The 18,208-nt window shown below is 60.6% G+C and carries 18 protein-coding genes, 1 pseudogene and 1 riboswitch; of the genes and pseudogenes, 10 read left to right on the top strand and 9 right to left on the bottom strand.

Features of this window, described 5'->3' with window-relative positions:
- The first annotated feature begins 190 nt into the window (after positions 1-190).
- Positions 191-478: a PA4642 family protein gene (locus ACIOMR_RS16080; RefSeq protein ID WP_003216153.1), complete on the top strand. Its 288-nt coding sequence runs from the start codon at positions 191-193 to the stop codon at positions 476-478.
- A 94-nt stretch (positions 479-572) separates the two neighbouring features.
- Here the strand turns inward: ACIOMR_RS16080 and mqo are convergent, their stop codons facing one another.
- Both mqo and ACIOMR_RS16090 read right to left on the bottom strand, forming a co-directional pair.
- The gene (gene mqo / locus ACIOMR_RS16085) at positions 573-2,081 is read right to left on the bottom strand and encodes a malate dehydrogenase (quinone) (RefSeq protein ID WP_008434276.1); all 1,509 of its coding nucleotides are present in this window, start codon (positions 2,079-2,081) and stop codon (positions 573-575) included.
- Between the two features lie 727 nt (positions 2,082-2,808).
- On the bottom strand, positions 2,809-3,042 hold the full coding sequence (locus ACIOMR_RS16090) for a hypothetical protein (RefSeq protein WP_003216156.1): 234 nt from the start codon (positions 3,040-3,042) through the stop codon (positions 2,809-2,811).
- A 184-nt stretch (positions 3,043-3,226) separates the two neighbouring features.
- Here ACIOMR_RS16090 and ACIOMR_RS16095 point away from each other — a divergent pair, with 184 nt between their 5' ends.
- Positions 3,227-3,811, top strand: coding sequence for a YajG family lipoprotein (locus ACIOMR_RS16095; RefSeq protein WP_003216157.1), 585 nt, complete (start codon positions 3,227-3,229; stop codon positions 3,809-3,811).
- 107 nt (positions 3,812-3,918) lie between these two features.
- On the opposite strand, the gene ACIOMR_RS16100 is transcribed toward ACIOMR_RS16095, so the two are convergent.
- The gene (locus tag ACIOMR_RS16100) at positions 3,919-4,128 is read right to left on the bottom strand and encodes a hypothetical protein (protein WP_008434269.1); all 210 of its coding nucleotides are present in this window, start codon (positions 4,126-4,128) and stop codon (positions 3,919-3,921) included.
- Positions 4,129-4,309: 181 nt separating this feature from the next.
- Here ACIOMR_RS16100 and ACIOMR_RS16105 point away from each other — a divergent pair, with 181 nt between their 5' ends.
- A complete protein-coding gene (locus ACIOMR_RS16105) occupies positions 4,310-4,567 on the top strand; it encodes a hypothetical protein (RefSeq protein ID WP_003216159.1) in 258 nt (85 codons plus the stop codon).
- A gap of 135 nt (positions 4,568-4,702) precedes the next feature.
- Here the strand turns inward: ACIOMR_RS16105 and ACIOMR_RS16110 are convergent, their stop codons facing one another.
- A complete protein-coding gene (locus ACIOMR_RS16110; RefSeq protein ID WP_029615884.1) occupies positions 4,703-5,866 on the bottom strand; it encodes a 1-acyl-sn-glycerol-3-phosphate acyltransferase in 1,164 nt (387 codons plus the stop codon).
- A gap of 144 nt (positions 5,867-6,010) precedes the next feature.
- Here ACIOMR_RS16110 and ACIOMR_RS16115 point away from each other — a divergent pair, with 144 nt between their 5' ends.
- From ACIOMR_RS16115 to ACIOMR_RS16125, 3 genes are read left to right on the top strand one after another with little or no spacing between them, the layout of a single operon-like run.
- Positions 6,011-6,190, top strand: coding sequence for a CPXCG motif-containing cysteine-rich protein (locus ACIOMR_RS16115; protein WP_102369897.1), 180 nt, complete (start codon positions 6,011-6,013; stop codon positions 6,188-6,190).
- A 10-nt stretch (positions 6,191-6,200) separates the two neighbouring features.
- Positions 6,201-6,461 carry a putative signal transducing protein gene (locus tag ACIOMR_RS16120; protein ID WP_017477710.1) on the top strand — a complete coding sequence of 87 codons (261 nt, stop codon included), beginning with the start codon at positions 6,201-6,203 and terminating at the stop codon, positions 6,459-6,461.
- Positions 6,462-6,497: 36 nt separating this feature from the next.
- Entirely contained in the window at positions 6,498-7,118 is a 621-nt protein-coding gene (locus ACIOMR_RS16125; protein WP_003216163.1) for an SOS response-associated peptidase, read from the top strand.
- A gap of 133 nt (positions 7,119-7,251) precedes the next feature.
- Here the strand turns inward: ACIOMR_RS16125 and ACIOMR_RS16130 are convergent, their stop codons facing one another.
- Complete coding sequence (locus tag ACIOMR_RS16130) at positions 7,252-8,094, bottom strand: methyl-accepting chemotaxis protein (RefSeq protein WP_401195204.1); 843 nt, start codon at positions 8,092-8,094, stop codon at positions 7,252-7,254.
- Between the two features lie 15 nt (positions 8,095-8,109).
- Positions 8,110-9,390 (bottom strand): annotated as a pseudogene (locus ACIOMR_RS16135) (HAMP domain-containing protein); the annotation flags it as partial.
- Positions 9,391-9,642: 252 nt separating this feature from the next.
- Here ACIOMR_RS16135 and ACIOMR_RS16140 point away from each other — a divergent pair.
- On the top strand, positions 9,643-10,461 hold the full coding sequence (locus ACIOMR_RS16140; RefSeq protein ID WP_003216165.1) for a M48 family metallopeptidase: 819 nt from the start codon (positions 9,643-9,645) through the stop codon (positions 10,459-10,461).
- A 160-nt stretch (positions 10,462-10,621) separates the two neighbouring features.
- Here ACIOMR_RS16140 and ACIOMR_RS16145 read toward each other — a convergent pair whose 3' ends face one another.
- The 3 genes from ACIOMR_RS16145 to ACIOMR_RS16155 all read right to left on the bottom strand — a co-directional run bounded on the left by ACIOMR_RS16145 (position 10,622) and on the right by ACIOMR_RS16155 (position 13,460).
- Positions 10,622-11,206 (bottom strand): TMEM165/GDT1 family protein, encoded by a 585-nt coding sequence (locus ACIOMR_RS16145; protein WP_003216166.1) that lies wholly within the window; start codon positions 11,204-11,206, stop codon positions 10,622-10,624.
- An 88-nt stretch (positions 11,207-11,294) separates the two neighbouring features.
- Positions 11,295-11,414, bottom strand: a riboswitch (yybP-ykoY riboswitch).
- A gap of 51 nt (positions 11,415-11,465) precedes the next feature.
- Complete coding sequence (locus tag ACIOMR_RS16150) at positions 11,466-12,464, bottom strand: methyltransferase (protein WP_401195172.1); 999 nt, start codon at positions 12,462-12,464, stop codon at positions 11,466-11,468.
- A 30-nt stretch (positions 12,465-12,494) separates the two neighbouring features.
- Entirely contained in the window at positions 12,495-13,460 is a 966-nt protein-coding gene (locus ACIOMR_RS16155; RefSeq protein ID WP_401195175.1) for a 2-hydroxyacid dehydrogenase, read from the bottom strand.
- An 84-nt stretch (positions 13,461-13,544) separates the two neighbouring features.
- Here ACIOMR_RS16155 and ACIOMR_RS16160 point away from each other — a divergent pair, with 84 nt between their 5' ends.
- The 3 genes from ACIOMR_RS16160 to ACIOMR_RS16170 all read left to right on the top strand — a co-directional run bounded on the left by ACIOMR_RS16160 (position 13,545) and on the right by ACIOMR_RS16170 (position 18,184).
- Positions 13,545-14,177 carry a LysE family translocator gene (locus tag ACIOMR_RS16160; RefSeq protein ID WP_003216169.1) on the top strand — a complete coding sequence of 211 codons (633 nt, stop codon included), beginning with the start codon at positions 13,545-13,547 and terminating at the stop codon, positions 14,175-14,177.
- A 131-nt stretch (positions 14,178-14,308) separates the two neighbouring features.
- A complete protein-coding gene (locus ACIOMR_RS16165) occupies positions 14,309-15,991 on the top strand; it encodes a fatty acid--CoA ligase (RefSeq protein WP_003216170.1) in 1,683 nt (560 codons plus the stop codon).
- A 330-nt stretch (positions 15,992-16,321) separates the two neighbouring features.
- Positions 16,322-18,184, top strand: a complete 1,863-nt coding sequence (locus ACIOMR_RS16170) for a DUF1302 domain-containing protein (protein WP_003216171.1) — start codon at positions 16,322-16,324, stop codon at positions 18,182-18,184.
- The last annotated feature ends 24 nt before the right edge of the window (positions 18,185-18,208 follow it).

An 18,208-nucleotide genomic window follows, 5' to 3' on the forward strand; every position in this document is an offset into this window, starting at 1 on the left:
GGCGGTGTAAATACAGTCAATGTGGGAGCTGGCTTGCCTGCGATAGCGGTGGGTCCGTTGGCCCATCTGTTACTGATGCACCGCTATCGCAGGCAAGCCAGCTCCCACATTGGTTCGCGTAGCTTTCGAAGCCGCTGTGCCGCAGGTAAACTGCTTTTCCCGTGTAAATGTCTGCAGGCTGGAGTCGGTAATGCGTAAAGATAAGAAACAGGTGATTGGTGATGAAATCGGCGACGAGCAAATCAAGCTGTTCCTGGATTTCGAGCCGGTAGACGCCACTTCGCCGTCCCTGCACAAACTGATCAAGGCCTACCGCGGCCTGCGTATCGACGACTTCGAACGCTTCCTGGTTTTCTTCAAGGAAGCCGGCCTGGACCTCGATGGCAAGGACGAGCATGGCCTGACCTTCGTTGAAGTGATCAAGGACCAGCGCAACGCCGCCGAGTACATCGAGCTGATCGAACAAGCTCGCGGTTGATTGTTGCGGACGAAAAAAAACGCCCCGTTAGGGGCGTTTTTCGTTCCCACGCTCTGCGTGGGAATGCATCAACTGACGCTCTGCGTCACGACGCTCAAGCGTAGCTTTCGGTCTCGCTGCTCTGCTCAACCAGTTCCAGGCTGATGTTGTTCTGCGTGTTGATCTTGCGATACAGCTCGGCATCGGTCTCCAGGACCTTTTCCCGAGCCGGGAAGATCTCGTGCAGCTTGGCGGCCCACTCACCGGCCGCTTTCGTCGGGAAGCAGCGTTCGATCAGTTCCAGCATGATCGACACGGTCACCGAAGCACCTGGAGACGCGCCGAGCAGGGCGGCCAGCGAACCGTCCTTGGCCGCAACCAGTTCGGTACCGAATTGCAGCACGCCGCCTTTCTTCGGGTCTTTCTTGATGATCTGCACCCGTTGGCCGGCCACTTCCAGGCGCCAGTCTTCGGCTTTTGCCTCAGGGTAGAAGCGACGCAGGGATTCCAGGCGCTGCTCCATGGACTGGCGCACCTCGCTGACCAGGTACTTGGTCAGGTCCATGTTGTCCCGGGCCACGGCCAGCATCGGGCCGATGTTGCCGGCACGAATCGACATGGGCAGGTCAAGGAACGAGCCGTGCTTGAGGAACTTGGTGGTGAAACCGGCGTATGGCCCGAACAGCAGGGATTTCTTGCCGTCGACCACACGGGTGTCGAGGTGCGGCACCGACATCGGTGGCGAACCCACGGCCGCCTGGCTGTAGACCTTGGCCTGGTGGTGCTTGACCACTTCCGGGTTGTCGCAACGCAGCCACTGGCCGCTGACCGGGAAGCCGCCGAAGCCCTTGCTTTCCTCGATGCCCGAGGCTTGCAACAGCGGCAGGGCCGCGCCACCGGCGCCGAGGAACACGAACTTGGCGTCCACATCACGGGAATTGCCGCTGTTGACGTCCTTGATGCTCACGGTCCAGCCGGCGCCGTTGCGCTTGAGGCCGGTGACGCGCTTGCTGTACTTGACCTGGGCATCCGGGGCGCTGGTCAGGTGCGAGAGCAACTGGTTGGTCAGGGCGCCGAAGTTGACGTCGGTGCCGTTCATCACGCGGGTGGCGGCGATTTTTTCGTCCAGCGGGCGGCCGGGCATCATCAGCGGCATCCACTCGGCCATCTCGCTGCGGTCTTCGGTGTAGTGCATGTCCGAGAACGCGTGGTGCTGGCTGAGGGTTTCAAAGCGCTTCTTGAGGAACGACACGCCTTTATCGCCCTGTACGAAGCTCAGGTGCGGCACGGGGCTGATAAAGGATTTGGACGAGCCAAAGGTGCCTTTCTTGGTCAGGTAGGCCCAGAACTGCTTCGACACCTCGAATTGGGTGTTGATGTGCACGGCTTTCTTGATGTCGATGGAGCCGTCGGCGGCCTGCGGTGTGTAGTTCAGCTCACACAGCCCGGCGTGGCCGGTACCGGCGTTGTTCCACGGGTTGGAACTTTCCGCGGCACCCGAATCCATCAGCTCAACGACTTCCAGCTTGAGGCCGGGGTCGAGCTCTTTGAGCAGTACGGCGAGGGTGGCACTCATGATGCCCGCACCTACCAGTACTACGTCGACTGCTTCGTTATGCGCCATTTAACGCGTCTCCAAAATCTGCAGCACCAAATTGACGGCATGGCTGCCAGGAGTGACGGGGCGGTTCACGTGATGCCCCAGGTTACCCATGGCCAGGATCGCCATGTCCGATTCTTCGCAATTTATCGCAAGCGGACGCTGCCGACCGGGCCTGATCTGCGTATGAACGCATTTAAGGGCGCCTGTGGCAATTCGACTTATGGTCAAGCTCGTCCGATCGTGCAACCAAATCCGTAGCGGACAGGCTTCAAGCTCCGGTTCTTGAGGAGTGCTCGGTCCTGTGTGGTGGGGCTGTTCCAGACGCTGATGGTGCTTGTACAAACGCAAAACTATTCATTTGCTCGCCACACTCTTGTGAAGTTGTGAAAACCCGTTTTTTTCACGCTCTTTTGAAGACGTGAACCTCAAAAAAGGGCTGCCCCAGCCTGGCACCTGGCCCGAAATCACTGCCGGCAAGCGGCAAAACGGGCAAACAACTCAAGTGGCCGAGCGCATGGCAGCTCTGGCAGATTCGGGTAAAGACGATGGTTTGCAGAGAAAACAGCAAGCTCGCCAGCTTCACACGATCTGTGTGGGCGGCTCTCTGTGGGCGGTGCGGGGGAGCTAATACAAGTGCATTAGCGATGCTGCGAGGCCCGATCAGGAGACGTCCTTATAATCGGGGGGAGATTGTAGCGAAGAAATGCGCGCAAATGGACGTGTTTAATGACTTTTATTAGCAGTCTGGTCAGGAGGCCAACGCGTGCCGTGCCTGTGGCTGCGAAACCCGGGGGCTGACGCGCGCGCTGGCGGGCAGCGGACGGTGCATCCAGCTCAGGCGGGTCTCTTCGACTTCGACCCAGCCTTCACCGACGGGCGGCAGGCTGCACTGCTTGAAAGCCTGGCAGCAGCCTTGGGCGTCGAGCAGGGCGAAGTGGCGATGGCTGGCGTGGGAAAAGAACAAAGATTTGAGAAGGCGCATGGCTGTGTACCCGGTTCGTTACATGCTGCGAAGGTTGGCAGTCTGGCATGACATTGAGGTGACGGTTCTGTGTGAAAATTGTAATTTCGCCGACAGTTCAGGCGCCGTTCAGGAATTCTGGTGAGTGGCGCGCGCTCACCGTTATACTGGCGCCCTGTTTGCATCTAGTCCTGGAGAAATGAGTATGTTGCAACGCCTGTTGTTCGGTTTGATCACTGTGACCAGTTTGACCCTGGTTGGCTGCGCCCACAGCCCGCAACAACTCAGCCCGCAACCGAAAATCACCACCCAGCTGGCGCCTGTCGGCCATGGCCAGCCGGTGTCGGTGCGTGTGGTTGACGGTCGTCCGTCGCCGACCCTCGGCACCCGTGGCGGCCTGTACCCGGAAACCAGCGCCATTACGGTGACCGGTGCGGACGTGCTGCCCAAGCTGCAAGCCCAGGCCGAAGCGGCCGTGCGCCTGTTGGGCTTCACCCCTTCCAACTCGCCAGGTGCGCCACAACTGACCATCACCCTGGCCGAGCTGAAGTATCAGTCGCCCAAGGAAGGCCTGTACGTGACTGAAGCCACCATCGGCGCGACCTTCAAGTCCGACGTGACTGCCGGTACCCGTCGCTACAGCGGCCGTTACGGCGCATCCCTGGACCAGCGCTTCGGCATGGCGCCGAACCAGGAAACCAACACCAAGCTGGTCAGCGACGTGTTGAGCGATGCCCTGACGCGCCTGTTCAAGGACCCGAGCATCGGTTCGCTGCTCAGCTCGCAGTAACCGTCAGGCGGGCGCGGAGCGCCCCAGTCGGCATTCCTTTGCGGCGCGTGGGAACGATCAAAAAACCGGGCTCATCACTGAGCCCGGTTTTTTTACGCCTGCCGTTTTCATGCAGCCGTTTCGACATAAAAGTCCAGCACACTCACGCCAGTGAGCAAGTCCAGCTCCGGCAGGTCGGCATGTTGATGCCCGCCGAGGGCGCAATACACCAGCCAGTGGCGGTCCTGCACATTGAACGCGAGGCCGCCCACCAGGGCCTCTTGCTCATCACTTGGGGCAATCAGATACAGCCGATCCTGGTTCTGCGCGTGCAACATGACAAGCTCCCGGGCTTTCGAAGGGCAACAGAGTGGCTTGTTAAGGTGACGTTCAGGTGACGCTGTAAATTACTGGATACATTAGCCGTCAATGGGGAAGGAGTAATGACGCGCAGGCGGCGCATATCATTCAGGTTTGTATCTGGATTGATACCAAGACACTGATACATCGAGGTTTGCGATGTCGCTGACCGCACTACTGCTCAATTCCCTTGCCCTGTTACTGGCCTGCCCGGCGGCATGGCTGCTGTTTGTCACGCGCCTGCATGAACAGCGCGCGATGGCCCGCCTTGCCGCGCAAAGCGAACTGCGTGCCATTGATCAGCCGATGCTGTATCTGGACGTGTTGACGCAGCGTACCTATCGCCTGTTCTACCGGTTGGGGTTTGCCTGTCTGGGGCTGGCGTTGCTGGTGTCCTTTCTTAGTACCCGATTGTAGGAACACCCTAAAAACAACTGTGGGAGCGGGCTTGCTCGCGAAAGCGCGGTGTCAGTCAATACATGATTGGCTGATCCACCGCCTTCGCGAGCAAGCCCGCTCCCACATTGGGTTTGCGCTGTTGCTGGTACCGGGTTACAGGGCAATCCCGGCCTTGACCCGGTACTGATTCCTCACCGGCGTCGCGTATTGCAATACCAGATACGGCCGATGCTCGGCCGGGCACGCATTCAAGCGCCGCTCCCACTCTGCCTTTGCCTTGGCCAACTCGTCCGCCGGGAATACCTCGGCTGCGGTCGGTACCTGCAATTGCGGATCGGCATCGCTCCATTGGGCGTACGCCAGGTAATGCACCGGGAACAACCGATACCCACCCAGGATCTGCCGGTCCATTTCGATCGCCAACAGCTTGGTGTCTTCGAACGCCTCGGTGATCGGCGGCGCGAAGTTGACGTGTACCCGGCCCTTGTAGCCGGTGATGCCCAGGGCGATGCTCACGTCATCTTCCCCCGGCGCCTTGCTGTAGGTGCCGGTGGTGGCGCGGATGTACAGCTCGCGGGCCTTGGCTGCGTCGCACGGGTCGTATTCGTAGCTGATGGACACCGGCGTCAGGTTCAGTGACTGGATGACTTCGGCGAACGGCTCGTCCTTGCGGCTCATGTGGAACATCTTGAGGATCGCCGACTCGGTGCGATCATCCCCATCCTTGGCGCGGCCTTCGGCCTGGGCGATCCAGATCGACTGGCAGTCGTTGCGAATCGAATGGTTGATGTAGGCCGACAGCAACTGATAGGCCGCCATCTTCTCTTTGCGCCCGGTGATCGAGCGGTGCACGATGAAACTCTTGTTCAGGCGCATCAGGTCGCTGACAAACGGCTTCTGCAGCAGGTTGTCGCCGATGGCGATGCGCGGCGTCGGCAGGCCGGCGTGGTACACGGCGTAGTTGACGAAGGCCGGGTCCATCACGATGTCGCGGTGGTTGGCCAGGAACAGGTAGGCGCTGCCGGACTTGAACTGCTCCACGCCGGTATAGGTCACGCCGTCGGTTGCCCGCTCGATGGTGTGGTCGACGTAAAACTCGACTTTGTCCTGCAGCGTGGCCACGGTGGTGACGCCGGCGAACTCACGGCGCAGTTTATGAGCGATCATCGGCTTGAGCAGCCAGCCGAAGGCGCCGGCAAAGCGCGGGAAGCGAAAGTGGGTCAGGATGTCCAGAAAGGCCTTGTCACTGAACAGTCGGGCCAGCACTGCCGGGACTTCGCTGTCGTTGTAAGGTCGGATGGTATCGAATTCGCCCATCATGCTCTCTTGTTAGAAACGGCTAGGGTAAGTAAAGGTTTGGAACAATAAATATCAGGGCGTGGTCCGGGCAATTGGCCGGGACGAAAAATAGCCCTGTAAATAGACCGGCGATTATACGCACAAGTCACCTTGGAGACCGCGATGGAAGAGGAGTCGTACGAATGTCCTTATTGTGGAGAGGTAGTCACGGCGCTACTGGACCTGTCGGCGGGCGATCAGGAATATATTGAGGACTGCCCGGTGTGCTGCCGGCCCATTGTTTTCGAGCTGCAGGTTCATGACGACGAATGGATGCTCAACGTGCGCAGCGAGAACGAATAAAGGTACGCCCATGCAGCGAATCTACGAGCCGGAAAACCTGATGGAAGGCGAGCTGCTGCAAGGCATGCTCGAAAGCGAGGGCATCACCGCGCACCTGGTGGGGCGCGATTTGCTCGGGGGTACCGGCGAACTGCCGATCTATGGCCTGCTGGCGCTGGCGGTGGAGAACGACCAGGCCGCCTACGCCCGCGAGCTGATCACCGCCTACAACGGTGCGCAACCACTGCCCGGTGATGAACCCGACAGCTTTCCCGACGTGCTGGTCTGTTAGGCTGTCGGCCAGTTTCTCCAAGAGTCGTGTTGCCCCATGTGTGGACGTTATGCCCTGTTTCGCTGGAACCCCGCGTTTGCTGCCTTGCCGGGCTTCCCGGCCGACCAGCAGGCCCAGTGGAACATCTCTCCCAATGACTCGGTGCTGATCCAGCGCCTGAGCGACGGCCAGCACACCCTGGCGCGGGCGCGCTGGGGCCTGACGCCGCCCTGGCTGACCGATCTCTCTCGTACACCGGCCCATGCCCGGGCGGAAACCCTTGCCGAACAGCCGATGTTTCGCGAAGCGTTTCGCCAGCGCCGCTGCCTGCTGCCGGCCAATGGTTTCTACGAATGGCGCGGCACCCAGCGCAAGCGCCCGTACTGGCTGACGCCGGGGGAGGGCAGCACGCTGTTCTTTGCGGCGATCTGGGAGGCGTATCCGGTGCAGGAGCAGGTTTGGTTGAGTACGGCGGTGGTGACCCAGGCGGCGCAGAGTCAGCGCCGACCGTTGATTCTGGATGCAGCGGGGCAGGCAGCCTGGCTGAACCCCGAGACGCCGCTGCACACCTTGCAGGCCTTGTTGGCCAGTGAACCCACCGCGTTGCGCGAGCGGGTGCTGGCCAATATGGTCAACGATCCGAAGCTGAATGGACCGGAGTGCCTGACGCCGGGTTGAGCGTTGTGTTGAATCGGCCGGCCTCTTCGCGAGCAAGCCCGCTCCCACATTTGATTGCATTTCAACTGAAGGAATGCGATCGAATGTGGGAGCGGGCTTGCTCGCGAAGGCGCCCGAAAGGGCGCCGCTTGACTCAAACCTTGAACTGATTGATCAACCGCCGCTGCTGCTCCGCCAGCTTGGTCAGGTCTGCGCTGGCCGCGCTCGACTCATCCGCTCCGCCGGCCACTTCATTGGCCACCTGTCCGATATTGATCACGTTACGGTTAATGTCCTCGGCCACCGCGCTCTGTTCCTCGGCGGCGCTGGCGATCTGGGTGTTCATGTCGTTGATCACCGACACCGCCCGGGTAATGGTCTCCAGCGCCTGAGCCGCCTTGGCCGCGTGCTGCACGCTTTCATCGGTGCGGTTCTGGCTGTCTTCCATCACTCGCACCACGTCGCGGGTGCCCTGCTGCAGTTGCTGGATCATGGCCTGGATTTCTTCGGTGGCCTTCTGGGTCTTCTGCGCGAGGTTGCGCACCTCGTCGGCCACCACCGCAAACCCGCGTCCCTGTTCTCCGGCCCGTGCGGCTTCGATTGCCGCGTTGAGCGCCAGCAGGTTGGTCTGCTCGGCAATCCCGCGAATCGCCGTGAGGATGGCATTGATGTTCTCGCTGTCCTTGGCCAGCGCCTGCACCACACCGACCGCCTTGCCGATTTCCTCGGCGAGGGCGCCGATGGAGGTGGAGGTGTCGCGCACAATCTGCATGCCCTGGCTCGCCGCTTGATCAGCGTGGCTGGCGGCCTGTGCGGCCTGGGTGGCGTTGCGCGCCACGTCCTGTGCGGTCGCGGTCATCTCGTGCACGGCGGTAGCCACCTGGTCGATCTCGACCATTTGCTTGTGCACGCCCTGGTTGGTACGAATCGCGATGTTGGCGGTGTGCTCCGAGGAGTCGCTGACCTTCTGCACCGAACTCACCACCTGGGTAATCATCCCCTGCAACTTGGCCAGGAATGTATTGAAGCCGCTGGCAATCGCCCCCAGTTCGTCGGCGCGATCACTGGTCAGGCGCCGGGTCAGGTCGCCTTCGCCCTGGGCGATGTCATTGAGCATCGCCACCATTTGCTTGAGCGGCCGGGCAATGCCGTGGCCCACCAGCCAGATCACCAGCAAGCCGATGCCGGCGATCAGCAGCCCGGCCACGGCCATGCCGAAAATATCGGTTTTGCGCTGGGCGTCGAGGTCGTGCTGCATCGCCTGCAAGTCCGCCATCACCGCGCTCAAGGGCAGTTGCAGCAACAGGGTCCAGCGGGCATCGGTCTGGCCGATGTTGAACGGCAGGAACAACTCGATATGCCCGTGTTCCTTATCCACGTCGTAACGCACTTCGCCGATCTTCAACTGGCCGAGGTTGGCCAACTCGTTGCTGTCGAGCAGATCGCTGGCTTTTTCTCCCAGCTTGCTGGCGTCCTTGGTGTAGGCCACCAGGCGGCCGTTGCTGGAGATCAGCGCCAGTTCACCGGCGCCGTTGTACAAATTCTGATCAGCCTTGGTGAGCATTTCCTGGATGAAGTTCACCGACAGGTCGGCACCGACGATGCCCTGGAAGGTGCCGTCAATCATGATCGGTTCGATAAACGAAGCGAGCATCACCATTGCGTTGCCCACCTTGTAGGGGGCCGGGTCGATGGCGCAGGGCTTTTTGCTTTCCTTGGAGCACAGGTAGTACTCACTGGCGCGCACGCCGGTGGACAGGATGGTCTGGTCGGCCACGTCAGCCAGTTTATCCAGGCCCAGGCTGCCGTCGGCATTGCGGAACCACCACGGCAGGAAGCGGCCGTTGGTTTCGATGCCGACCACCGGGCTGTTGACGTAGGCAGCATCGTTGTGGTCGATGGCGTTGGCTTCCCAGCCTATATAGGCGCCAAGAATCTTCGGGTTACGCACCACGGTTTCGTGGATCAGGTTGATCAGCTGTTCGCGGGAGACCGCCAGTTGCGGGTTGCCGTTGGCGTCTTTCATGCCCATCAGGGCGTTGGCGGTGGCCAGGCCCTTGGCCGTCACCAGCGGCGCTTCGAGTTCGCGCTGGATCAGCGTCGCCTGGGTTTGCGCCAGGGCGGTCAGGCGCTGCTCGATGATTTGTTCGAATTGGCCCTGGGTGCGTTCCTGCACCATCTCCTGGGTGCGCGCCCCGGCGAACAAGGCATACAGCACCAACACCGCCACCACGCTCAGGACAATGGCCCCGGCCAGTGCCGCGACAGAAAATTGAATCGACTTGAACTTCATGACGGCTCCGAACGCAGGGGGAGATTGGCTGCTTGTGTATATCGGCCGCGGGCGGGGGAGACATGAGGGCCATTACCTCAAAATGGCTGTGCCGGATGGGCGAATGTCGTAAATGGAATGGTTGCCAGCGTTTGTGAATTTTTTGCGGCAGTGTGGGATGTATCTGAAATCAGGTGGCTATACGTCTGTTGTATCTGGCGTCGATACAATTGGCCGACTACGATACGCGCCATGTTTTCAGGGAGCAGGTTGATGAAAAAGACAGTGGCGGTATGTGCGTTGGGCGCGGCTTTGTTGCTCGCCGGTTGTCAGTCGGTCAACACCACCAGCGGCGGCGCCGTGGGGGTTGAGCGCAAGCAGTACATGTTCAGCATGTTGTCGAGCCAGGAAGTCGACCAGATGTATGCGCAGTCCTACCAGCAGACCCTGGGTGAAGCCAGCGGCAAGGGCCTGGTGGACAAGACCAGCGCCAACGCCAAGCGCGTGCAGGCGATCGCCAACCGCCTGATCGCCCAGGCGCCCACCTTCCGTCCGGATGCGGCGCAGTGGAAGTGGGAAGTGAACCTGATCAAAAGTGACGAGATGAACGCCAACTGCGGGCCTGGCGGCAAGATCTTTGTCTACAGCGCGCTGATCGACAATCTCAAGTTGACCGACGACGAACTCGCCGCCGTGATGGGCCATGAAATTGCCCACGCCTTGCGTGAACACGGCCGCGAAGCCATGTCCAAGGCCTACGGTATCGAAATGGCGAAGCAGGGGGCCGGTGCGTTGTTCGGCCTCGGTCAGGACAGCTTGGCGCTGGCCGATACCGTGGCCAACTACGGCATGACCTTGCCCAACAGCCGCAGCAATGAAAACGAAGCGGACCTGATCGGCCTGGAGTTGTCGGCGCGTGCCGGTTACAACCCGAACGCGGCGATTACCCTGTGGAACAAAATGGCCAAGGCTTCGGAAGGCTCGCCACCTGAATTCATGAGCACCCACCCTGCCTCCGACAGCCGGATCGCCTCGTTGCAGGCGGCGATTCCGAAGGTGATGCCGTTGTATCAGCAGGCGAAAAAATCCTGATTTATAAGGCTGAAATGCAAATCTGAATGTGGGGGCCCGGCTTGTGTGGGAGTCGGGCTTGCCCGCGATGCAGGCACCTCGGTGTGTCAGTTGCACCGAGGTGATGCTATCGCAGGCAAGCCAGCTCCCACAAAAGCCCAGCTCCCATATGGGGTTACGTTTAGATCCAGCCACTGCTCTGCATGGCCTTGTACACCGCAACAATGGCCAGGATGAAGAATGCCGTAGCCGCCAGTCGACGAATCAGCGTCAGCGGCAATTTGTCCGCGGCAAAATTACCCGCCAGCACCACCGGCACGTTGGCAATCAACATGCCCAGGGTGGTGCCGATAATTACCAGCCACAGTTCCGGGTATTGCGCCGCGAGCATCACGGTAGCGATCTGGGTCTTGTCGCCGATTTCCGCGAGGAAGAATGCGATCAGCGTGGTCAGGAAGGGCCCGAACTTGCGGGAAGTGCTGGCTTCGTCATCGTCGAGCTTGTCGGGCACCAGGGTCCACAGCGCCGTGGCGCAGAAGCTCGCCGCGAGGATCCAGTGCAGCACCGCATCCGAGAAGAAACTCCCAAACCAGGCCCCCACGGCACCAGCGGCCGCATGGTTGGCCAGGGTCGCGGCAACGATGCCGGCGATGATCGGCCAGGGTTTGCGAAAGCGTGCAGCGAGAATGAGTGCGAGCAGTTGCGTCTTGTCGCCAATTTCGGCCAAGGCAACGATTGCAGTAGGGACGAGCAGAGAATCCAGCATCAGGTAAGTTCCAGGGGCGGGTCGACACGGCTATGACACGTACAGCCTTCCCGCCCCGGGTAAGGTGTTCGTGTCATAGGTCTTGTCAAACCCCGGTCCGTCTGTGCGGACTCCTGGGTCGCATACGCCATGGCCTGTTGACCAAGTATGTTGACGTATGCCGGACGAGCGTGGCGCTCGTGGGAGACTACTCCCCTAGGACGGAGCGGATTCTGCCTAGGCAAAATCCATTCGGCAAGCCTTCTTTTGGAAAAAGATCTCAGCCGCGCTTGGCACGGTAAATGCGAAAACCCTGACCTTCTGCCTTGATTGCGCACACGCCAAGATGCTCTTCGATCAGCGGCTGATACTTCAGGAAACTGTTCGCAACCAAGCGAAGTTCGCCGCCTTTTGCCAGATGTTTGGCCGCTTTTCGTAGCAGGTTCTCGGTGGCGAAATAATCGGTGTGCACCCCGACGTGGAACGGCGGGTTGCTCAGAATCGCGTTCAGATTCATCGGAGCAGCGTCGATGCCATCACCGGTCAACACCTCGGCTTCCAGGTCATTGGCCGCCAGTGTCAGGCGACTGCTGGCAGCGGCAAAGGCATCCACGTCGAGCATTGTCACCGTGTTATGCGGGTAGCGACGCTTGACCGCTGCCCCGAGCACACCCGCGCCACAACCGAAATCCAGCAAGTGACCGCTCGGCAACTTGTCCAGATGCTCCAGCAGCAATGCGGTACCGCGATCCAGCCGACCGTGGCTGAACACGCCCGGCAGGCTCACCACCTTGAGCGGGCCCTCAGCCAGCGGCACCTCGAACACCTGCGCCAGGCTCTCCAGTTCGACCGGCTCGGGGGCGTTGGCCACCGTCACCAGCCACAACTGGCAGTGCCGCGCATTATCGAGCTTGCGCGGTTTGCCGAACGGGTTCAGTTGCTTGGCCGCGCTTTCGATGCCGCCTTTCTTCTCCCCCACCAGGTACAACTCCTTGCCGGGCAAACGCGCCGCCACGGCATTGAGCAGGTAATCGGTGAGGTCCTTGGACTTGGGCAGGAATACCACCGCGGTCTCGAACGAACGCTCGGGCACGTTCACACCAAACTGGCTGCGCTCGGCAAAACGTGCGTCCAGCGCGGCCTGGTCGCCGGCGTGCCAGCTCCAGCCATGGGCATTGGGCAGGCGGCCCAGCAGGTCATCGGCGGGCAAGCCCACCAGCAGCACGTCGCCTTGAAAAAGTTCGGCCTGGCGAAGCAGTACTTCACTGCGCGGATCCATGGTCTGCTCCTTGAAAAGGGGCGCAGTTTATCAACTGACGACACGCAGCGGGGCGCCGTTGAAAAAGCCCTGAGCGTTTTCGATCAATTGGCCGACGATCCGCTGCCGCGCTTCGCGACTGCCCCATGCATTGTGTGGCGTAACGATCAACCGCGGGATATCGCCAGCCAGCAGCGGGTTGCCGTTCACCGGCGGTTCCACGCTCAATACATCGGTCGCCGCGCCGCCCAGGTGCCCACTGCGCAAGGCATCGGCCAGGGCCTGTTCGTTGATCAAGCCACCACGGGCGGTGTTGACGATAAACGCGCCGGGCTTGAGCAAGGCGAGTTCACGGGCACCGATAAAGTCGCGGGTGTGTTCGTTGAGCGGGCAGTGCAGGGTCAGCGCGTCGACCTGCGCCAGCAACTCATCCAGCGGCACGCGATCGGCGCGGGCCGGGCGGCCTGGAATCGCACCCAGGATCACGCGCATGCCAAAGGCTTCAGCCAGGCGCGCAACGGCACCGCCCAATTCACCATGGCCCAGCAGCCCGAGGGTTTTGCCTTCCAGTTCGACGATCGGGTAGTCCAGCAGGCAGAACTGCTTGGCTTGTTGCCAGTGCCCCGCCTGCACATCCCGTTGATAGTCGTTCAGGCGCGTCGCCAGGTTCAGCAGCAGCATGATCGTATGCTGCGCCACCGATGGCGTGCCGTAACCCTGGCAATTGCTCACGGTAACGCCGTGGGCGCGGGCGGCGGCGAGGTCGACGTTGTTGGTGCCGGTGGCGGTCACCAGGATCAGCTTCAGCTCGGGGCAGGCCGCCAGGGTCTCGGCATTCAGCGCGATCTTGTTGCTGATGGCCACCTGCGCGCCTTGCAGGCGTTCGATAATGTTTTCGGGTGTGGTCTGCTGGTGCAGGCTCAGTTCGCTGAAGAGTGCCTGCAACCCGCTGAGGTCCAGGTCCCCGAGGTCCAGGGAAGGGTGATCAAGGAAGACGGCGCGGCGATTGTTCGTCATCAACTGTACCTTTTGCGACGGGATTCGAAGGCGTAATCTGCCGAGCCTATCAGATGAAATAATCAGTTACTTCCTGGAGTGTGCATGTACCTCACCGAGTTCTTGACCGTGGCACTGATTCACCTGTTGGCGGTGGCCAGCCCTGGCCCGGATTTCGCCGTGGTGGTACGTGAAAGCGTGACCCATGGCCGACGGGCCGGCACCTGGACGGCGTTGGGCGTCGGTTCGGCGATTTTCCTGCACGTGGGGTATTCGCTGCTGGGCATCGGCTTGATCGTGTCCCAGTCCATCGTGCTGTTCAATGCGCTGAAATGGGCGGCGGCGGCTTACCTGCTGTACATCGGCTTCAAGGCCCTGCGCGCCCAGCCGGCCAAGCCTGCCAGTGAAGAAGACCTGCACCTGGAAGCGGGCGAGCGCACCGCCCGTGGTGCGTTTACCTCAGGGTTTGTCACCAATGGCTTGAACCCCAAGGCCACGCTGTTCTTCCTGTCGCTGTTCACCGTGGTGATCAATCCCCACACGCCGTTGGCGGTCCAGGCCGGTTACGGCGTGTACCTGGCCGTGGCGACCGCGATCTGGTTTTGCCTGGTGGCCATGCTGTTCAGCCAGCAACGCGTACGCGCCGGTTTTGCACGCATGGGCCACTGGTTCGACCGCACCATGGGCGCGGTGCTGATTGCCATCGGTGTGAAGCTGGCCTTTACCAGCATGAAATAAGCCGGATGCTGGCTCAAAGCTAGCATTCATTGGGTTCTGCAAATCATTCCTTTGGCTGATTTGGCTGAAACATAAGCGCTCTAAAGTGCAGATGTTTCAGCCAAGACCGTGCAGTCAGATAAGGGATTCGTATGTTGCAGACTCGTGTTATCCCGCCCGCCGAAGGCGCCTACCAATACCCGCTGTTGATCAAACGCCTGTTGATGTCCGGGACACGCTACGAGAAGACCCGGGAAATCGTCTACCGCGACCAGTTGCGCTACACCTATCCGACCCTGATCGAGCGCGTCGCCCGCCTGGCCAATGTGCTGACCGAGGCCGGGGTCAAGGCCGGTGATACCGTGGCCGTGATGGACTGGGACAGCCATCGCTACCTGGAATGCATGTTTGCCATTCCGATGATTGGTGCGGTAATCCACACCATCAACGTGCGCCTGTCCCCGGAACAGATTCTGTACACCATGAACCACGCCGAGGACCGCTTTGTGCTGGTCAACAGCGAGTTCGTGGGGCTCTACCAGGCCATCGCCGGCCACCTCACCACCGTCGACAAAACCCTGCTGCTCACCGATGGCGCGGACAAAACCGCCGAGCTGCCCAACCTCGTGGGTGAGTACGAAACATTGCTCGCGGCGGCGAGCCCCCGCTACGACTTCGAGGATTTCGACGAAAACTCCGTCGCCACCACCTTCTACACCACCGGCACCACGGGCAATCCCAAGGGCGTGTACTTCACCCACCGCCAACTGGTGCTGCACACCATGGGCGTGGCGACCATCATGGGCAGCGTCGACAGCGTGCGGCTGTTGGGCACCAACGACGTCTACATGCCGATCACTCCGATGTTCCACGTGCACGCCTGGGGCCTGCCGTATGTGGCGACCATGCTCGGCCTGAAGCAGGTTTATCCAGGCCGCTACGACCCCGAATACCTGGTGGAGCTGTGGCGCAAGGAGAAGGTCACCTTCTCCCATTGTGTGCCGACCATCCTGCAAATGGTGCTCAACGCCAAGGCCGGCCAGGGCGTGGATTTCGGCGGCTGGAAAATCGTCATCGGTGGCAGCGCCCTCAATCGCTCACTGTATGAAGCCTCCAAGGCCCGCGGGATCCAACTGACAGCGGCGTACGGCATGTCCGAGACCGGGCCGCTGGTGTCCTGCGCCCATCTCAATGAAGAACTGATGGCCGGCACCGAAGACGAACGCACCACCTACCGCATCAAGGCCGGCGTGCCCGGCCCATTGGTGGAAGCGGCGATCATCGATGGCGAGGGCAACTTCCTGCCCGCCGACGGTGAATCCCAGGGCGAGCTGGTGCTGCGCGCGCCATGGCTCAGCGAAGGCTATTTCAACGAGCCGCAGAAGGGCGCCGAGCTGTGGGCCGGCGGCTGGATGCACACCGGCGATGTGGCCACCCTCGATGCCTTCGGCGTGATCGATATCCGCGACCGCATCAAGGACGTGATCAAGACCGGCGGCGAGTGGATCTCCTCCCTGGCGCTGGAAGACCTGGTCAGCCGTCACCCGGCGGTACGCGAAGTAGCGGTGGTGGGGATTGCCGACCCGCAGTGGGGCGAGCGCCCGTTTGCGTTGCTGGTGGTGCGTGATGGCCATGTGATAGGGGCCAAAGAGCTGAAGGAACATCTCAAGCCGTTTGTGGAATTGGGCCACCTGAGCAAGTGGGCGATTCCAAGCCAGATCGCCGTTGTTACGGAAATTCCCAAGACCAGCGTCGGCAAGCTCGACAAAAAACGTATCCGTGTCGACATCATTGAATGGCAGGCCAACAACAGCACCTTCCTTTCCACTCTCTGACGCTGCTTGCCGTGCCCTCGCGGGCACGGCAGCGCTCTAGTCCAAGCCTTCACTTGTGATTTGCCAATTTTCAGCCATCCTTGCCGCGCTGGCTATCGCCGGCATGGCGAAAGGGTTGTGGCAGACGGGTTGGTGATGCAAATCACACTTTAGAGGGATCAAGCGCTACCCCCTGCTGGCTATAGTCCATCCCAGAGTTTTTCAAGGTGCGGTGCTGTGAACCTGGCGGGTTCATCTGTTCGCCCGGCATTGGAATCGTTGTATTCCGGCCGTTACAAGCCCTTAGAAACGACTCACTGCCATAACAATAATGCACATGGAGTAGCGTCGATGATCTCAGCACACCAGTTCTGGCGCCGGGCAAAACTGCCTTTGGCCGTCAGCCTCGCCTCTACGCTCGCCGGGCCCGCATTCGGCGTCAGTTTCAACATCGGTGAAATCGAAGGCAGCTTTGACTCGTCCCTGTCGGTCGGGGCCAGTTGGTCGACTGCGGGTCGCAACAAGGACCTGATCGGTGCCAACAACGGTGGCAGGGGGTTGTCGCAAACCTCGGATGACGGTCACCTGAACTTCGACAAGGGTGATTCCTTCTCGAAGATCTTCAAAGGCATTCATGACCTTGAGTTGAAATACGGCGACACCGGCGTGTTTGTCCGGGGCAAGTACTGGTATGACTTCAAGCTTAAAGACGACGACCTCGATTTCAAGAACATCAGCGACAACAACCGCCCAACAGGCGCCCGATCTTCCGGCGGGCAGATTCTCGACGCCTTCGTCTACCACAACTACTCGATTGGTGATGAACCGGGTTCCGTACGGTTGGGCAAGCAGGTAGTGAGCTGGGGTGAGAGCACGTTCATTGGTGGCGGTATCAACGCCATCAACCCGATCGACGTGGCTGCATTCCGTCGTCCGGGGGCCGAGATCAAGGAGGGCCTGATTCCGGTCAACATGTTCTACGTGTCGCAAACGCTGACCGACAACCTGTCGGCTGAAGGCTTCTATCAGATCGGTTGGGACAAGACCGTGACCGATAACTGCGGCACGTTTTTCTCGCAGCCCGACATCATTACCACCGGCTGTAACGATAATTTGCGGGTGTTGAACAAGCGTTCCACGATCAACCCGGCCGCTTTGCCGAGCTTGGCCGCCTTGGGCGTCGACGTTAATGACGAGGGCGTCCTGGTGCGCCGCGGTCCGAACCGTAACGCACGTGACGGCGGCCAATACGGCGTCGCAATGCACTACAACTTTGAGCCGCTGGACACCGAGTTCGGCGCCTACTACATGAACTACCACAGCCGTGCGCCGATTTTCAGTGCAACTGGCGCGCCTCAGTCGGTCTACGACAGAGCCAGGCCTTTGGGTCAGGCAGCTGCACTGGTGGTGGCGGGAAACTCGCAATACTTCGTTGAGTATCCGGAAGACATCCACCTCTTTGGCTTGAGTTTCTCCACCACGTTGCCTACCGGCACGGCATGGAGCGGCGAGTTGAGCTACCGGCCCAACGCGCCTGTGCAGTTGAACTCCACCGACATCCTGTTTGCCGGCGTTCGCCCTCTGGGCTTCCCGGTGCTCAAGGATGCTTCGTTGTTAAGCGGTGTACCAGGCCAGGATTTGCATGGTTATCGCCGTAAGGAAATCACTCAACTCCAAACCACCTTCACCCACTTCTTTGACCAGGTCATGGGCGCCAGCCGCCTGACGCTGGTGGGCGAAGTCGGTATGACCTATGTCGGCGGGTTGGAGAGCAAGTCCAAGGTTCGCTATGGCCGTGATCCGGTGTTTGGCCCGGGTACCCTGCCTAACGGCGCGTGTGCGGCGTTGAACAACTCTACCGCCCAAGGTGCTGGCCTTCCCAATGCCAACGGCCTGAACACCAGTTGCAACAACGACGGCTTCACTACTGCAACTTCGTGGGGCTACCGTGGCCGTGCGATCTGGGAATACCCGGATGTGTTTGCCGGCGTCAACCTCAAACCCAACGTGGCCTGGTCCCATGACGTTAAGGGTTACTCGCCTGGCCCTGGCGGTAACTTCGAGGAAGGCCGCAAGGCGATCAGCCTCGGGCTGGACGCCGAGTACCAGAACACTTACACCGCGAGCCTGGCCTACACCAACTTCTTTGGTGGCGACTACAGCACCGTGGACGACCGCGACTTTGTCGCCTTGAGCGTCGGCGTGAACTTCTAAGCACACTCTCTTTAAGCAGTATGT

Origin of the sequence: Pseudomonas sp. NPDC087814 (assembly GCF_044742865.1) — a bacterium.
Taxonomy (GTDB): domain Bacteria; phylum Pseudomonadota; class Gammaproteobacteria; order Pseudomonadales; family Pseudomonadaceae; genus Aquipseudomonas.

What these genes read in the sequence shown, in the direction of transcription:
- ACIOMR_RS16105 (WP_003216159.1), top strand. Translation starts at nt 4,310, where the DNA reads ATGTCGCTGACCGCACTACTGCTCAATTCCCTTGCCCTGTTACTGGCC.
- ACIOMR_RS16160 (WP_003216169.1), top strand. Translation starts at nt 13,545, where the DNA reads ATGTACCTCACCGAGTTCTTGACCGTGGCACTGATTCACCTGTTGGCG.
- ACIOMR_RS16115 (WP_102369897.1), top strand. Translation starts at nt 6,011, where the DNA reads ATGGAAGAGGAGTCGTACGAATGTCCTTATTGTGGAGAGGTAGTCACG.
- mqo (WP_008434276.1), bottom strand. Translation starts at nt 2,081, where the DNA reads ATGGCGCATAACGAAGCAGTCGACGTAGTACTGGTAGGTGCGGGCATC.
- ACIOMR_RS16090 (WP_003216156.1), bottom strand. Translation starts at nt 3,042, where the DNA reads ATGCGCCTTCTCAAATCTTTGTTCTTTTCCCACGCCAGCCATCGCCAC.
- ACIOMR_RS16125 (WP_003216163.1), top strand. Translation starts at nt 6,498, where the DNA reads ATGTGTGGACGTTATGCCCTGTTTCGCTGGAACCCCGCGTTTGCTGCC.
- ACIOMR_RS16080 (WP_003216153.1), top strand. Translation starts at nt 191, where the DNA reads ATGCGTAAAGATAAGAAACAGGTGATTGGTGATGAAATCGGCGACGAG.
- ACIOMR_RS16100 (WP_008434269.1), bottom strand. Translation starts at nt 4,128, where the DNA reads ATGTTGCACGCGCAGAACCAGGATCGGCTGTATCTGATTGCCCCAAGT.
- ACIOMR_RS16145 (WP_003216166.1), bottom strand. Translation starts at nt 11,206, where the DNA reads ATGCTGGATTCTCTGCTCGTCCCTACTGCAATCGTTGCCTTGGCCGAA.
- ACIOMR_RS16170 (WP_003216171.1), top strand. Translation starts at nt 16,322, where the DNA reads ATGATCTCAGCACACCAGTTCTGGCGCCGGGCAAAACTGCCTTTGGCC.
- ACIOMR_RS16120 (WP_017477710.1), top strand. Translation starts at nt 6,201, where the DNA reads ATGCAGCGAATCTACGAGCCGGAAAACCTGATGGAAGGCGAGCTGCTG.
- ACIOMR_RS16165 (WP_003216170.1), top strand. Translation starts at nt 14,309, where the DNA reads ATGTTGCAGACTCGTGTTATCCCGCCCGCCGAAGGCGCCTACCAATAC.
- ACIOMR_RS16130 (WP_401195204.1), bottom strand. Translation starts at nt 8,094, where the DNA reads ATGATTACCCAGGTGGTGAGTTCGGTGCAGAAGGTCAGCGACTCCTCG.
- ACIOMR_RS16095 (WP_003216157.1), top strand. Translation starts at nt 3,227, where the DNA reads ATGTTGCAACGCCTGTTGTTCGGTTTGATCACTGTGACCAGTTTGACC.
- ACIOMR_RS16140 (WP_003216165.1), top strand. Translation starts at nt 9,643, where the DNA reads ATGAAAAAGACAGTGGCGGTATGTGCGTTGGGCGCGGCTTTGTTGCTC.
- ACIOMR_RS16110 (WP_029615884.1), bottom strand. Translation starts at nt 5,866, where the DNA reads ATGGGCGAATTCGATACCATCCGACCTTACAACGACAGCGAAGTCCCG.
- ACIOMR_RS16155 (WP_401195175.1), bottom strand. Translation starts at nt 13,460, where the DNA reads ATGACGAACAATCGCCGCGCCGTCTTCCTTGATCACCCTTCCCTGGAC.
- ACIOMR_RS16150 (WP_401195172.1), bottom strand. Translation starts at nt 12,464, where the DNA reads ATGGATCCGCGCAGTGAAGTACTGCTTCGCCAGGCCGAACTTTTTCAA.